This window comes from Vibrio sp. Vb1026 (assembly GCF_033338745.1).
GTDB classification, from domain to species: domain Bacteria; phylum Pseudomonadota; class Gammaproteobacteria; order Enterobacterales; family Vibrionaceae; genus Vibrio; species Vibrio alginolyticus.
Genome location: NZ_JAWOTH010000001.1, coordinates 201,413 through 217,355, shown reverse-complemented (window position 1 = coordinate 217,355; position 15,943 = coordinate 201,413). Strand labels below are relative to the sequence as shown.

Below are 15,943 nucleotides of genomic sequence, written 5' to 3'. Positions count from 1 at the left end.
AAGGAGTATCACCATTAAAGCGAAAGTAACTTCGATCGACGTCGCGAAGATGCTCGGCGTCTCTCAATCGACGGTATCTAGAGCATTCAGCCCGACTGCGAGTATTAGCGAGAAGAAACGCAAAATGGTGATGGATGCCGCAGCTAAGCTCGGATACACACCGAATGCCATCGCCCGAGGTCTGATTTCGAATCGTTCAGGCTTAGTGGCGATTGCGTTAGATAGCGAATCAAACCCAATGTATGACATGCAATCTCGTGCTTTGGCTGTCGAAATTCAAAAGCGAGGCGGACAAGTTGTGCTTTGCCCTATCGACAAAGACGACCTCGATCTCGCCATTTCACGCGCCATTGAATACCAAGTGGACGGGCTCGTTATCGCCACCAGCCGTTTGACCTCACGCGCGTTTGCCCAATGCGAGAAGTTTGGCGTTCACTTAAGCCTGATCAACCGTTATGCCGAAGGCATTAATGCCAACAGCTCTGGTATTGATAACCGATTGGCGGGCCAACAAGCAGCCGAGTATTTAACACAGAAAGGCGCGAAACAATGTGCTTACATCAGTGGTGATGCAGGTTCAATGACCAGTGAAGAGCGCTGGCTTGGCTTCTCTTCAAAACTGCAAGAACTCGGCGCTCCATCCCCGACCTTTATTCAAGCTAAATACAGTTTTGAAGCTGGCCTAGATGCGGCGAAAGAAATCTTGTCACATACCAGTAAACCCGACGCGATTTTCTGTGCAAACGACATCCTCGCCATGGGTGTGATGGATGGTTTACGCCAAGCCGGAGCAAAGATCCCCCAAGACTTCTCTGTGATGGGTGTAGATAACATTCCGATGTCTGCATGGCCGAGCTATGATTTGACCACCATTGCTCAACCAGTCGACAAAATTGTTAAACGAGCGGTTGAAGATTTGATGAATCGAATCAACGGCAACCTGGATGCAACTGGCAAATACCTTTTCGAGCAAGGCACCTTGATCGAACGTAGTAGCACCATTTAATAAATCCATTTTTATTCATTCTTCATAAACAAAATGCCTTGCTTTCGAGTAAGGCATTTTCTGTGATCACGATTAAATTTTCACCAATCGTTATTTAATTCCTCATCAATTTATCAATCTTGTTATTGACTTGTTACTTTAATGTTTTATTTTGGATTCGTATGCAAAATGGATATGAATTGCTCAACTAATTTATAAAAACATAAAAAGTTGTGTGACTTGCCGACGAATACCAATGGCAGGTCATACCAGAAACAAGGAAGAACGATGAAGAAAGTAATCCTTACTTCACTTACCGCACTGGGGCTTGCATTTAGCAGTATGAATACGTTTGCAACCAGTGTTATTCGTCTTGCTCATGACAGTCAAGAAACCTCTCCCGTACACAAAGCAATGCTCTATTTCGAACAAGAAGTGGAAGCTCGCTCAAACGGTGAGATAGAAGTTGAAATCTATCCGGCGAGACAACTAGGCGATGTGCGTGAGACGACTGAACTCGTACAGCAAGGCAACTTACAAATGACGTTTGGTGCGTCAGTTTTACTCTCTCCCTACGTCCCAGAGTTTAACGTGCTCGACGTGTTCTACCTTTTTGATAGCGAAGAGCAAGCACACAAAGCGCTCGACAGTGAGAAGATCGGACAACCATTGTTGAATGCTATGGAATCAAAAGGCTTTCATGGACTTGGCTTTATGGAGGTCGGCTTTCGTAGCGTGACCAACAACAAACAGCCAATTGATAGTATTGAGGACCTGAAAGGGCTAAAGATTCGCTCGGCATCTAACCCCACTCAAATAAGCGCGTGGAAATCTATTGGTACTGCGCCAACACCTCTGTCTTGGGGAGAAATTTTCACCTCGTTACAACAAGGCCTGATTAACGCTCAAGAAAGTGCTATCTACTCTATTTATGCCGAACGTTTTTACGAGGCACAAAAGTACCTCTCTTTAACTAACCATATATACACCAACTACGTGTTGTTCATGAACAAATCGTTTTGGGATTCACTGCCGGCCGCACAACAAGCGCTGATCAGTGAAGTAAGCAAAGAAACCATCGCAAAACAGCGTGAGCTCGCCGCGCAGCAAAACCAAGAAGTAATCAAAGAGCTCGAAGCAAAAGGCATGACGGTTAACATCGTCCCAGACGAGGTACGCAGCATCATGAAAGAGAAAATGAATGCGGCCGTGTACCAGGACTTGCGCAGTAAAACGGGTAAAGACTTGTTTGACAACGTGATGGCCGAGATAGAACGCCTATAACTCCCACTCTTTTGCACGATCTGGAAACAGGTTGTGCTTCCGTTTTGGAGGTGAATATGAAGTGGTTTCGCTTACTAGACAAATACCTAGAACCTACCCTTATTGTTATCGCGATCTCAACGATGACAACTTTACTGTGCTTGCAAATCGCCCTACGCCTGTTCGATGCAACGATCGCGTGGGCTGAAGAGCTGGCACGTTATTTATTCGTATGGGCGATGTACCTGAGCATCAGCTATTGTATCCGAGATGATCGACACATCCGCATTCGTGTGTTCATCGATAAACTTCCGGGCAATTGGACGCAATTCAGTTTGATTGTTTCTGATCTTATCTACCTTGCCTTTAGTGCCACTGTCGCCTGGTTTGGATTTAAGGTGATCAATCGCAGCCTGCAACTCGGTCAGATTGCACCCGCAATGGAAATTCCTATTGCGTGTTTGTATGCCTCTGTTTTAGTTTGCGCACTATTAAGCTGCGCGCGCCTAGTGACAAGCATTTATCAACGTGTGAACGCGTGCTCCACCAGCAATGAACGAGTTCGCTTTTCACGCCAACGCTATCGCCATATCAAAGCAAAGTACCGTACTTCTAACCGACTATTGGAGTTTAACGCATGACGTCTGCACTTTTGTTTGGCAGCTTTGGTCTGCTTCTGCTCATTGGCGTTCCGGTCGGTATTGCTCTGGCGGCAGCCAGTATGGTCGCGATACTCAGTCTGCCGTTTCTTAACATTGAGTTTTTAGTCCAAGGAATGGTAACAGGGCTCGACTCTTTCCCTCTCCTCGCCGTCGTTCTATTTACCTTGGCAGGTAACCTTATGAGCCAAGGAGGGATCTCAAAACGATTATTACACGTGGCGGAGGTCTTCTTTGGCCACTTTACTGGTGGGCTTGGCATCGTCGCCATTGTGGCGTGCATGTTCTTCGCTTCCATCTCTGGTACAGGGTCTGCCACCGTTGCCGCTATCGGCCTGACGATGATTCCCTCTATGGTGAAGAAAGGCTACGACCGCAGCTTTGCCGGTGCCTTGATCGCCTCTTCCGGCGGGATTGGCGTCATTATTCCACCCTCTGTGGTGATGATCGTCTACGCGATCACAGCTGAAGTCTCGGTCACCAAGATGTTCATGGCGGGCATCATTCCTGGCTTGGTCGTCGGTATGGTATTGATCGGCTACTGTCTAATTGTCTCAAAAATGCGGGGCTACACAGGTAACGAGCGCAAAGCGACCTGGGCAGAGCGTCTTGATGCGCTAAAAGAAGCCAGTTGGGCAATGCTACTACCCGTGATCATTCTCGGCGGTATCTATTCCGGTATCTTCACACCTACCGAATCAGCCGCCATTGGTGTGCTCTATGGCTTATTCTTTGGCATGTTTGTTTATAAAGAACTCAAACCAGCGCAAGTGGTGAAAATCATTCTAGAGTCGTCACTGTTAGTTGGCGCTGTGCTCGTCATTGTGGGTGCGTCCGTGACGTTTGGCCGCATATTGACCCTAGAACGTCTACCGACCGAGATCGCTCAGTTCATTCTATCGATTACCGAAAACAAACTGCTGATACTGCTTTGCATCAATGTCCTGTTGTTGCTCGTCGGTACCTTTATGGAAACGCTGGCAGCGATTGTTATTCTCACACCAATTCTGTTACCCATTACGTCAGCACTCGGCATGGACCCAGTTCATTTTGGTATCGTGATGATCGTGAACTTAGCCATTGGCTTTGTTACGCCTCCTCTGGGTGCCAACCTGTTTATGGCAAGTCAGGTAGGCAAAGTACCGATAGAGTCGCTCTCTAAAGCCATCATGGGCTGGATTGGAGCAATGATAGTGGCCTTGATGTTGATTACCTTCACCCCTGCCATCTCGCTATCATTACCTGCGCTTTTATCCTGATCGTTGCACTCATAGAGCGCTTATGACTGTTATAGCCACTAGATAAATACCTTTCTAGTGGCTTATTCGTTATCTACTTCCGATTTAATAAAAAAGCCTTTAAGCATTCGTATGCAAAAGGAGAATTTGAAAGATATAAGGATAATTGACACCAAAATAGCTGAATATTAGCGATAAAGTCTATTTGGGTGCCTTGATCTGCATGATTATCAGTTTTGGCTTAATCATTTGTTTCCATTCAAACAGATAAAAATAAATTAAGCGATTAAAAAACAATAAGATATTAGGAAATTCATACAAAAAACTTTGACCTCCTTTCTTATTAACACGTCTCGATAAGAGATAGCTTCCATCTCTCCTGTACTTTTTTAGTTTATTTTCCGCTCAATTGTTAAAAATCTGATCATCAGCACGCTATTTAAACAATCTAAAAACAATCCGTTGACAAAATGGCAACATGATATATTTTGAATACGTAATCAAAACATAATTATTCAATTACGGAGGTGATTTATGGCCATGGTTGGCTTCGATGAAAAGTGGCGTGATTTTCCCGACTACATTCTTGGTATCACAAAAGAGATTTGGGAAGACCGAGGTTTAAACACCTTAGAACACTACTACTCTCCCGACATTGTTGTGCGTACTCCACTCTCTATCGTTCAAGGAAACGAAGGGGTGATCAGTGCAACAATGGCGACACTGGCCGAGTTTCCCGATCGCACGCTATATGGCGAAGACGTCATTTGGTCAGGCACCCCGGAACAAGGCATGCTTTCTTCTCATCGAATCATCTCTACTGCAACACACAGTGGCAACGGCTTCTATGGGCAAGCCTCGAACCGCAAACTTCGTTTCCGTATCATCGCGGATTGCCACGCCATCAATAACCAAATCAATGACGAATGGTTGGTTCGCGATCAAGCCGATATCGCGAAACAACTGGGTATGACGTCAGAAGAGTTTGCACGCCAACAAATCGAATTTGAAGGTGGCGTGGAATCAAGCCCATTTCCGTTCACACCTGAAGTCGACATTCCTGGACCTTATTTGGGCGTAGGCAACGACAACGAATATGGTCAGCGATACGAAGCAATTCTCAGAAGCCTTATGAATGCCGAGTTCTCAATAGTACCGAAAGAGTACGACCGCGCTTGCATCGGCGAATACACTGGCGGTCAAACTGCCCTATCACACTCGGAAGTCGATCATTTTTGGATGGCACTTCGTGCGTCTTTCCCAAATGCTCAATTTACCGTTCACCATCGTATTGGCCGAGATGACGACATGATGTCACCACGCGCTGCAATTCGATGGTCTTTGCACGGTAAGCATGAAGGGTATGGGATGTTTGGTAAACCTTCAGGAAAAGAGGTTTACATCATGGGGATCAGCCACGCTGAGTTTGGCCCTTGGGGTCTTCGTCGCGAATTCACTTTGTTTGACGAGACCGCAATCTGGAAGCAAATCCTGCTTCAGCAAGGCTAACGGCCGACTAAACACTATTTATTGAAATCACAGACAGTAAGGAAGCAACATGTCACTCAACATCATCGAACAGTTCTACCAGAACTACTTCAAAGCCGCAGACATCGAGCAGAAACAAGCCGCTTTGCAAGCTTTGAACCCTGACGTAAAATGGTGCGTGGCGCACCCTGTGAACGATCTTAATGGCCCAGATGCAACCCACGAATCTTTCCTCTCACCACTTGTTAATGCTTTGCCTGACGCCGAGCGCCGACCAATAATTGTTATGCACGGCGAATACGAAGGCCGCACTTGGTACAACTCTACCGGCTACTTTATCGGTACATTTGAACAACCACTGTTTGGCATCCCAGCAACAGGGAAAACACTCTACTTGCGTTACACCGAAATGGTGTGTGTGGAGAACGACCAAATCACCGAATCTTACATGATTCCAGACTTCATCGACGCGATGAATCAAGCAGGCTGCAACCCTCTTCGTAAAAGCTTAGGTCACGATGGCTTGGTTCCTTCTCCTGCAACTTCTAACGGTATTCAACAATCTGTTGTGTCTTTGGAAGAAAGTGAAAAGAGCGCCCAGCTGGTTGAAGATATGCTGTCTTGCTTGGGTCGTTTTGATGGTCAAGATCTTTTCTCGATGGATTTAGAAAACTACTGGCACAATGACTTCATGTGGTACGGCCCTGCTGGTATTGGTACTACGCGCGGTATCAAAGGTTTCCGTAACCACCATCAAGCGCCATTTGTGTTTGCCTTCCCTGACCGAAGTGTCGATATTGAGGTCAATTTTTTGGCCAAAAATGACTACGTATCCACAGGTGGTTGGCCACATATGCATGGTACTCACACTGGTCACAGTGGCTGGCTCGGTCTTGCCCCAACCGGAAAACACATCGAACTTCGCGTTATGGACATTTGGCGACGCGAAGGCGATTTACTGAAGGAAAACTGGGTGGCGATCGACATCGTTCATATCCTGCTGCAACTTGGCTATGACGTGTTTGCACAAATGAAAGAACAGTTAGAAGGACCTAATTATGCATGAGTTTGGCGCACTTAACTGGAGCATCCTTGGTGGATACATCGCCCTAACGCTAGTATTGGGTGCGGTGATTGGTAAGCGAGTAACTTCAGCTAGCCAATTCGCTTTGGGTGATAAGAGCATCCCTTGGTGGGCGATCGGTATTTCTGTCGTTTGTACTTACGTGAGTGCCATGTCGTTCCTTGGCGGGCCAGCTTGGTCTTACAAAGAAGGCCTGTCGGTTATCGCGATTCACCTCAATTATCCGCTGGTGATCTTCTTCATCGTGGCTGTGTTTATGCCGTTTTTCTACAACAACGGTTTAACCTCTATCTACGAGTATCAAGAACGACGCTTCGGTAAGGCTTCACGACTGACTTTGTCGTTTATCTTCCTTATCAAACAAGCATTGAGCTCGGCAGCCGTACTCTATGCGACAGCAATGATTTTAGAGTTCATTACTGGTATCGACGTGATGTACTGCATCATGATCGTCACTGCAATTGCCCTTATCTACACCGTAATGGGCGGTATCGCGGCTGTCATTTGGACCGATGTGATTCAAGCAGTAATCTTATTTATTGGCGCATTCATCATCATTGAAGCCGTTTGGAATGGCATGCCTTCTCCAATGACGGAGGTCATGGCAGAGCTCAAAGCGAAAGGAATGACCGATGCCCTACAAACAAGTTTTGACCTAAGCCAAGTAACGACGGTATGGGCTGGCGTTATCGCAATGACGATGTTCCACACCACCGTGTATGGCGGTAACCAGATGATGGTACAACGTTGTATGGCCGCGAAAAACATGGGCGATGCGAAAAAGGCAATGTTGATGATGGGCTACGTGGCCTTCTTTATTTACTTTGTCTTTATCTTGCTTGGTGTCCTATTCAACGCTTATTACGACGGTAAAGAGTTTGAAAACGGCAACACCATCATTCTTCATTATGCGAGTGAATATGGAATGCCAGGCTTGATGGGCATCATTGCCGCTGCGATTCTGGCGGCAAGTATGTCGAGTCTCGACTCTGCGTTCAACTCAATGGCGACCGTTTCTGTGGCTGACTTTTACAAACGCTTCTACAAGCAAAACGAGTCGGAAGAGCATTACTTGAAGGTATCGCGTTTCTTCACGGTGGCGTGGGCGATTTTGGTCATCATTCCAGCGATCATGTTTGCCACCAGCACAGGCTCGGTACTGGAAGTGCTGAGTAAGGCAGGCTCTTACTTTGTCGGTGCAAGCTTCTGTATGTTTGTCCTTGGGTTCTACTCAAAACACATTACTGAAAAAGGCTTGTTGATTGGCGTTGCTGCTAGCTTCTTGGTGATTTGGTATGTAGCCGTTGCGACCGATATTGCGTGGCCTTGGTATTGCGTGATTGGCGTCCTTGTGAATGCCGTTGTCGCTTACATTGCTAGCCTTCTCCTGACGGGTAAACAAGATGAAATGCATCTTTACACAGTGAAAGGCCAGCAAGCGGAATATGCTCGTCTAAATAAACCAATCAAGGAAGATGGTTGGTATGTCGTTCCCGGCAAAATCGATGCTCCATGTTATGGCTTACTGGTGATGTTTGTATTCTCTCTCGTGATGCTTTGGGGGATCAACGCGTTTACCGACAACGCTCCTATGCTGATTAACTTTATGCGTGGCTGCTCTATTCTTGTCGCTACCGCTTGCATCGGATACATGGGGTATTCACTCCTCTCCCCAAAACGTAAAGTTGCAGTCAAACAAGCAAATTAATGTTCTTTACGTAGATACTGTACGTCCAACAAACGGACAGTATCTACGCTCTAGATCTAGTGCTAGCTCAAAGCAAACCAAATGGGTTAACCCACATTTTGCTTTTTAACACTCCAAAGCCATTATTCTACTTAGGATACCCCGTCAGAACATTTATGAATACGTACCTATTTATGCTAGTCTTATGACCTCAATTACTGGCAACTAAGTTTTATTCATGAAATCAATTAAACACGTAGTCACATCAAAAGATGTGGCAAAGATGGCAGGCGTCTCTCAATCTACTGTATCGCGCGTGTTTGTTCCGGGTAGCTCAGTATCCGAAAAGACCAAGCAAAAAGTCTTTGAAGCGGCTAAAGCCCTTAACTACCGCCCTAACGCCTTTGCACGTAGCCTGACCACAAACGAATCGAAATTGATAGGTTTGGTGTTTCCTGATGCGGATTACCCTATCCATATGAAAACACTGCAATTAATTTCCAGTGAGTTACAGAAAAAAGGTTATTCTGCCGTATTGATTCCATGGCAAGTGGATGAAGAAGAGGGCCACTCAATCCCAAATATCTTCCAGTATCGCGTCGATGGTGTCATTGCTGCTTCCGCAACCTTCAATAAGTCCCTTTATGAAGAATGTGAAGAGTTTAATATCCCAATTGTTCAATACGCACGAGTTGTTGAAGGTACTAGGAGTAGCTACGTTATCAGTGACAACTACGAAGCAGGCCAACAAGCCGCGCAACTTCTGCACAAAAGTGGCGTGAAGAACGCGGTTTATTTGACGGGAGAAGTGCCAACCTTTACGAATGACGAACGCCAAAGCGGCTTCTGCTCTGAATTTGAAGACCTAACCGGCAAGACGCCACGCATCATTGAAGCCAGCTATGACTACGCGAGCTCACTTGATAAAGTCCGTGCCATACTGGCAGACAAAAATCGGCCTGAAGCGGTGTTCTGTGCAACCGATAACCTTGCTATGGCGGTCATGGATATCGCCCGTATAGAATGCGGGTTGAGCATTCCTCAGGACTTACAAGTCATTGGCTTTGATAATATTCCTCAGACAGAATGGTTAAGCTATCAATTAACCACATTCCGCCAGGATTTCCGTCGCCTCGCTCGCGAGTGCGTGAAGATCATTGTTGATCAAATTAATACGAAAAACGGAAGCCTAGTAAAAATGATGGTGCCAGTGAAGTTAATCGAGCGACAGACAACAAAAGCTTAAATAGCTATAGCCAGCCATTCGGTTGGCTTTTTTATGTGCCTCTGAATCCCAAACGGCTCATTTAGTGTTGTAAGCATTAATGAACCCATGTATATTTATGAGCTATTACACTATATGAACCAAAAGAAAAGAGGCTCATAATCCTTATGACCACGTATCTTTACACTCGCTATTCGCCAAAAAATCGAGCTTACCAAGAGCACCTTAATACTCTAAAAGCTTTTGCGCCCGAAGCTCAGCACTTTGAGGATAAGGTTCGTGGTTGCATGCCTCCAACCGAGAGAGAGGCATTCTTACGACTGCTCGATTCCGTCAGAGCTGGGGATACGATTGTGCTCTGGTGGCTGACCGCATTTGGTCGCGACTTTAGTCAAGCATTGAACACAATAAAAATGCTACTCGAAAAAGGGGTAACATTGAAAACCGTATGTGAATCAATAACTTTTGAGCCAGATTCTGTTCAAACTCAAACACTACTCACAGTGTTATCTGGATATGGGAAAGTGCAGACTGAACATCGCCTGTTTGCCGCAGAGCAAGGGCGACAGGCCATTAAAGAGCAGCCAGAATTATGGAAACAGAAGTTTCGCGGCCGCCCCGCAAACAAAACCAAACACCAACAGATCGCAACGTTACTGCTAGAAGGCTACACATTGCAAAACGTGGCAGAGCAATGCGAAGTCAGTCTATCGACTGTGAAGCGGGTCAAAGCAAAGCTAAATGAAGTGGATGACGAAGGCGGCTTAAGATCACGACGCCAAAAAGGTTGTTTGAATGGAGACCAGTCATGAGTCGCCCAATCAACTTTCATACTATACTACTCGCCTGTCTTATTATTAGCGTTGGCCAGTTGAGCATGGGGCTAGTCATGCCCTCTTTGCCATGGATAGCAAAAGACTTTTCCATCTCCCTCGACCAAGCTCAACTACTTGTGAGTATTTATTTGCTCGGCTTTGGCCCCTCTCAATTTATCTACGGGCCAGTGTCAGATGCTTTAGGACGAAAAAGAGTATTACTTACCGGTTTACTCATCGCGATGTCTGGTCTGCTGATGATTATTTTCTTCAGTGACACATTTACAGGGATGGTGATGGGGCGCTTTTTACAAGGGTTAGGTACAGGATGCTGCGCGGTACTCGCGAGGGCGTCGACTCGAGATAGATTTAGCGGGGATGAACTCCCAGTGGCAATGTCTTACATCGCCATGGCGGCTTCAATCACGCCACTTATTGCACCTGTGATTGGCGGCTTTATCAACTTCCACTTCGGTTGGAGTATGGTGTTTATTTCTCTGTTGGGCTATGTCTCGCTGGCCTGGGTAATCATCGCCTTTAAGTTCACAGAAACCATCGCAAAACGTTCTGTCATTCCGTCACCCCGAAAAATGTTGTTCCAATACAAGAACTTACTTACGTCTCGTTACTTTATGAGTTTCGCCAGTATCAGTTGGTTAAACTTCAGCTTAATGATTACGACAGTCTCTGTGATGCCATTTATCATGCAAGATCAAATTGGCATGACCTCCGCTCAATACGCGATGTGGGCGCTCATTCCCGCTTTGGGTATGTTATGTGGTACCACGATTTGTAACCGAGTAAGGCCAATTATTGGCAATAAAAAAATGCTGCTTTGCACCCCATTTCTTCACCTTACTGCCGCAATATGGCTATTTTTCTGTCCCGTTGAGCCTCTATTTCTGATGCTGGGACAGCTATTAATGATCTTGGGTAATGGTATTGCCCTACCTTGTGCACAAGCGATGGTAATGCAACCTTATAAAAAGCAAGCAGGTGCCGCAGCGGCAATGTCTGGTGGTGGACAAATGGTCGTCTCCTCATTGGTCAGCTTAACTCTGGTGCAGCTTGGATTGAGTCAAGCATGGCATCTAGCGATCGTTATCGTAATATTTGCATCGCTTACCTTCACCAACATTCAACGTGGCTTCAGTGCAGAGCAACCTTCAGAACGATAACAAAAAACATACTATTGTCCTTATAGTTACGACAAATCGTATAAACTTAAATTTAGGAAAAGTTGGCGGATACTAACATGATGTTGCATTTAAGAATGGGCGCCTTAACACTCGCCACATTGATATCCGCTGGCACTGATGCGAGCGCCAACGAGAACTGGCAGTTCGAGAGTGACAAGGATGGAATCACAATTTACTCCCGAGAACATAGTGACGGTTTAGTTGAGATCCGTGCCCGGATGTTCACACCCACCAGCTATGGTGCATTTTTAACGCTACTGGAAGACAGTGACAATATCCCGAACTGGATTGACAATGCCAGTCATAGCCGGGTTTTAAATCAGATATCGGCCACCGAGAACATCGTTTACACCCAGTTTAAAGCACCATGGCCTGCCAAAAATCGGGATATGGTCACCTACTCAAAGTACTGGGTCGATGAGCTGGGATTCACCATAGAAATCAAAAGCGCACCTGACTCATATCTTGCTGAACAAAATGGTTATGTTCGAATTCGCTCGGTTGATGCGACTTGGGAGTTACAAAAACTCACAAACGATACAACACTCGTGGAATACAAGGCGTTTGCTGACCCCGGAGGTCTATTGCCAAACTGGCTGATCAACAAACTCTCAAAAGAAAGTGCATGGGCGACATTTAGTAATTTAAGAAAAGAGTTACCTGAATATCAGCAATACTCTCATCCTCAAATAGATGAGTAAGCGTCGCTCTTCCCACTCGCTTTTTAATACGGTACATAATAACAAAAGGCGGCATTGCGCCGCCTTTTCTACTCAATGTGTTACTGCTGTGCAACCGTTACAGGTTTAGTTGCACCGCGGTAATCAAACTCAAAACCAATACCTTGGTCTGTCACGTCCATCGTCATACCACCCACAAGCTCGCCTTGTAAGCTTTTGACAACATCATCCGGAACCGGCTCCCCAGTGATTGACGACGCACTCTCTAGCACTTCCAAAATACGCTCTGAATCAAAATCAAAGCTGAACAGGCCATTTGGAGAAAGTGATTGCGCCATCACTTCTTTGCTTGCTTCCGCAGCACTATCACCACTGTAAAGGGTGAAATGGTTTTCGTTTAGACGAGCAAACACGTCCACCTTCATGCCAGTATGCATTTCTAATAGGTCACTGACATTAACAGGTTGGTTATCCGGTTGAATTTGCAATTGAGCAAGTTCAGGAACGAACATTTGCGCAGTTTGAATAAGCATCATTGGATCATTGGCAGAAAGAGACAACATACCATCTAGCTGGCTAAATACTTCACCATGCTGAGCATTAGTATCTACTTTGATATCAAACATTTGCAGGCTTAACCCTTTGAGGCCGTTAACCATGCCTGACCCCATGCTTACAGCGGCTGCTGGATTCTGGCCACCCATCTCTTGCTGCATTTGCGTCAATAAAGAGCATTGGTATTGAGGCTGAGTCAAGTCAGCCCAAATCTGACCAATCGATGGCGCTAGCGTATTAATGTCTAAACCAAGCGCCATACTAAAGAAACTCTTATCACTTTTAGACTCTGCCAATACACCACGAATCGACTTGAGCGCATCTAGAATCACTTTATTGTTGGACTCAACAACAAAAGAACCTTTAATGAACGCCTGATCGCCTTTCATCTTGTATTCTGCAAACGCGACGGACTGAGGCCAGTTTTCTGCAACTTGAGTAAGCTCAGTATGGCAGGCTGGTGAACGCATTTCCTCAATAGTTGGTTCAGGATCTATTGCATCCAACGTGCTGATTTGACTAGCAAACATATTGCCATCTTTCGTCGTCAAACCTTTAATCACTTCGCGATGATCAAAGTAACCAAAAGAGTTGTTGTTTTCACCGTATTTGGCTTGCAACGCCTCAAGGCGTCCACTGTCAGCAATATTTTGACTTGGTGCTTCAAGCCCTAATGCCATTTTAATCGGGTTTTGAACGCCCAGTTGCGGAACATCAACCGTTAACGTAAGCACGTTATCAACCACGGCTACAACCAAGCCAATACCGTCCTGCGGGTCAATTGAATCAGTCATCTCGTAACGACGATACTCGACTTCACCAAGCTTAACCAACTCATGCTTAGCGCCGCTCATCTGCTCTTCAAGATCCAGTGTTTTCCATAACGCGGCAGGGTCTTCAATATCCACTTTGTACACCGGTACCATACCAATTGTGTACAACACAGGATTAATGTTTTCCCCGGTGCCCAAATAAGCTTTTAATGTTTCTGGCGATGCAGCACTCTCTAGGTATCCATCGAATAAATTAACTGCAAACTGCTGTTGTGGAGACAGTGGTTCATCGGCAAAAAGTTCTGCAATCGAGCCTTGGTTCGCCGTACCGAATGCGTTCATGTATTTATAATGGTTAAAAGGTTCAGTCTGATACGTCACCATAAGTGAATCTGCAGGAACTTGCGTTAACAGTGAGCCTGCATCACTCGCGGTAGTATTGTTTTGGTACAGGTAGCCAGCGCCCCCTGCTGCTGCGACCACTGCTGTAGCCAATAGTAGTTTTTTCACGACCAACTCCGTTGTCATAGTTATGTGTTCCTAAACGAAATGTAACGCTTAGGTTTAAAGCCAATGAATAGTGCTTTATATCAACCGCTATCATAAACAAGTTATCGATGTAATGAATGTCGGTTTGATAAATTATCCAACATTTATAAGGCAAACCGTGAAGTAAGTTGAATTGCGTGCGGATGCTATTGGCAATATTCACAATCCAATTTCTCGGATAACCGCCTTAAAAATCATAATATTCAGTTAAATGAAGCGATTTGGAGTAATTACGACCAAAATCAGCAGAATATTAAATCTTTATTGAGTCTTTTATCTAATATCTGAAAACGCCTCACGACCTGACACTTCTTTCCAATTTGCCTCTGGCAGTCCCTACTCGTTTTCCTTACATTCCTACTAACTCAGTGACGAGACGTATACCAAATACGAGCAATAGAAGACGATGAAAGACCAGTTGACGATCTCTATATCAACTATCAATGGCTCAAGACATTGGTACTTCAGTAAAAGGATGCAACGCAACATAAAAACGTTTTTCGTTTTTTTTGTTGTTGCTCTGGCCGCGACCGTAATCTTAATTCATCACTTATACACTCGCGTTGATAATGCAGCGTTAAAACAAGCTGAATTGACAGAGCATTCACGCACCATGGGTGAAGAGCTCAGCACACTGAAAACACTTAAATCAGAGCTAGAAAATGACCTTTCAGAACGGGAAGAACGGGTACAACTTGTTTCGGAACGTTTGGGTGAATTAGAGAAAGTGCTTGGGGTTGGAGAACATACCTCGACAAATAACTTGGATGCTAGGCTCGATGCAGCGGCGATAACCTCAAACGTTCGCATGGTGTTATTAAACCAAATACCAAGTGGCTCTCCAGTCGGCAACGTACGGCTATCTTCCGGATTCGGTAAGCGTATCCATCCGGTGACAAAAGTTGCCAAAATGCATCGTGGGCTCGATTTTGCCGTAAATATCGGTACCAAAATTTATGCCCCTGCCGATGGGGTAGTGGAAGTTACCCGCCGCAGTAATAAAGGCTCTGGTAACTTCCTCAGGCTACAACATTCTTTCGGTTTTTCGAGTTCTTATTCGCACTTGAAAGCGTTCAAAGTAAAAAGTGGTCAGTTCGTCAAAAAAGGGCAGCTGATTGCAATTTCCGGCAACAGTGGGCTCTCTTCTGGCCCTCACCTGCATTATGAGGTGCGATTTGTTGGGCGAGCACTGAATCCGAAACCATTTGTCGATTGGAGCCTTAATGATTTCGAAGACATTTTTACTAAGGAGCGAAGAATACGATGGGAATCTTTAATCAAAACAGTGGAACAACGAGTAGCTCAGCAGCTTCAACTCTCATCGCCAAAGGCTGTTCTCTTAGCGGAGAACTCAAAGTAGAAAACGATGTCCAGATTGATGGCATCGTCGATGGTCAAATTAACGTGGAAGGCACTCTCGTTGTCGCAGAAAGCGGGCGAGTAAACGGTGAAATCTACGCTAAACAGCTGATCATTAACGGCATGATGGACGGAAACTGTCACGCAGAACACATTCAAGTGCTTGCCAAGGGACGCGTAAGCGGTAGGATCTGGAGCAATAACCTCAGCATTGAACCTGGTGGCAAATTCTTTGGTGAAGCAGCCGAATTACCTGAAAAGGAAGTGGTAACGTTAAAGGGTAAGGCTCAAGACAGTGCGAACACAAAAGAAAACAACACCAACAATGAAAAGCGACTTGCGCGTAAATCAGCATAAAACGCTCTGATTAAAGTGCTTAAAAAA

General features: G+C 45.5%; 14 protein-coding genes. 13 read left to right on the top strand and 1 reads right to left on the bottom strand.

The window, feature by feature from the left end:
* Nucleotides 1-49 precede the first annotated feature (49 nt).
* The 11 genes from R7E47_RS01010 (at nt 50) to R7E47_RS00960 (ending at nt 12,344) form a co-directional block, all read left to right on the top strand.
* The gene (locus R7E47_RS01010; protein WP_318083582.1) at nt 50-1,006 is read left to right on the top strand and encodes a LacI family DNA-binding transcriptional regulator; all 957 of its coding nucleotides are present in this window, start codon (nt 50-52) and stop codon (nt 1,004-1,006) included.
* A gap of 267 nt (nt 1,007-1,273) precedes the next feature.
* The gene (locus tag R7E47_RS01005) at nt 1,274-2,269 is read left to right on the top strand and encodes a TRAP transporter substrate-binding protein (protein WP_005374744.1); all 996 of its coding nucleotides are present in this window, start codon (nt 1,274-1,276) and stop codon (nt 2,267-2,269) included.
* Between the two features lie 56 nt (nt 2,270-2,325).
* Nucleotides 2,326-2,889, top strand: coding sequence for a TRAP transporter small permease (locus R7E47_RS01000; RefSeq protein ID WP_025768663.1), 564 nt, complete (start codon nt 2,326-2,328; stop codon nt 2,887-2,889).
* The gene (locus R7E47_RS00995) at nt 2,886-4,166 is read left to right on the top strand and encodes a TRAP transporter large permease (protein WP_318083579.1); all 1,281 of its coding nucleotides are present in this window, start codon (nt 2,886-2,888) and stop codon (nt 4,164-4,166) included. Before R7E47_RS01000 ends, R7E47_RS00995 begins: the two co-directional genes overlap by 4 nt.
* A gap of 513 nt (nt 4,167-4,679) precedes the next feature.
* Nucleotides 4,680-5,654, top strand: a complete 975-nt coding sequence (locus R7E47_RS00990; RefSeq protein WP_017820104.1) for an ester cyclase — start codon at nt 4,680-4,682, stop codon at nt 5,652-5,654.
* Nucleotides 5,655-5,703: 49 nt separating this feature from the next.
* Nucleotides 5,704-6,699 carry an ester cyclase gene (locus R7E47_RS00985; RefSeq protein ID WP_262629150.1) on the top strand — a complete coding sequence of 332 codons (996 nt, stop codon included), beginning with the start codon at nt 5,704-5,706 and terminating at the stop codon, nt 6,697-6,699.
* Nucleotides 6,692-8,425 carry a sodium:solute symporter family transporter gene (locus tag R7E47_RS00980; RefSeq protein ID WP_318083577.1) on the top strand — a complete coding sequence of 578 codons (1,734 nt, stop codon included), beginning with the start codon at nt 6,692-6,694 and terminating at the stop codon, nt 8,423-8,425. Before R7E47_RS00985 ends, R7E47_RS00980 begins: the two co-directional genes overlap by 8 nt.
* Before the next feature lie 217 nt (nt 8,426-8,642).
* Nucleotides 8,643-9,650 carry a LacI family DNA-binding transcriptional regulator gene (locus tag R7E47_RS00975; protein ID WP_005374731.1) on the top strand — a complete coding sequence of 336 codons (1,008 nt, stop codon included), beginning with the start codon at nt 8,643-8,645 and terminating at the stop codon, nt 9,648-9,650.
* A 146-nt stretch (nt 9,651-9,796) separates the two neighbouring features.
* Nucleotides 9,797-10,441, top strand: coding sequence for a recombinase family protein (locus R7E47_RS00970; protein WP_213869923.1), 645 nt, complete (start codon nt 9,797-9,799; stop codon nt 10,439-10,441).
* Nucleotides 10,438-11,622 carry a multidrug effflux MFS transporter gene (locus tag R7E47_RS00965; RefSeq protein WP_318083574.1) on the top strand — a complete coding sequence of 395 codons (1,185 nt, stop codon included), beginning with the start codon at nt 10,438-10,440 and terminating at the stop codon, nt 11,620-11,622. The genes R7E47_RS00970 and R7E47_RS00965 overlap by 4 nt, the downstream gene beginning before the upstream one ends.
* Nucleotides 11,623-11,699: 77 nt before the next feature.
* The gene (locus tag R7E47_RS00960) at nt 11,700-12,344 is read left to right on the top strand and encodes an START domain-containing protein (protein ID WP_102970221.1); all 645 of its coding nucleotides are present in this window, start codon (nt 11,700-11,702) and stop codon (nt 12,342-12,344) included.
* Nucleotides 12,345-12,424: 80 nt separating this feature from the next.
* On the opposite strand, the gene R7E47_RS00955 is transcribed toward R7E47_RS00960, so the two are convergent.
* Complete coding sequence (locus R7E47_RS00955; RefSeq protein WP_318083572.1) at nt 12,425-14,179, bottom strand: hypothetical protein; 1,755 nt, start codon at nt 14,177-14,179, stop codon at nt 12,425-12,427.
* 427 nt (nt 14,180-14,606) lie between these two features.
* Between R7E47_RS00955 and R7E47_RS00950 the strand changes: the two genes are divergently transcribed.
* Nucleotides 14,607-15,560: a M23 family metallopeptidase gene (locus R7E47_RS00950; protein WP_005374721.1), complete on the top strand. Its 954-nt coding sequence runs from the start codon at nt 14,607-14,609 to the stop codon at nt 15,558-15,560.
* Nucleotides 15,464-15,916, top strand: a complete 453-nt coding sequence (locus R7E47_RS00945; protein WP_080659230.1) for a polymer-forming cytoskeletal protein — start codon at nt 15,464-15,466, stop codon at nt 15,914-15,916. The genes R7E47_RS00950 and R7E47_RS00945 overlap by 97 nt, the downstream gene beginning before the upstream one ends.
* Nucleotides 15,917-15,943 lie beyond the last annotated feature (27 nt).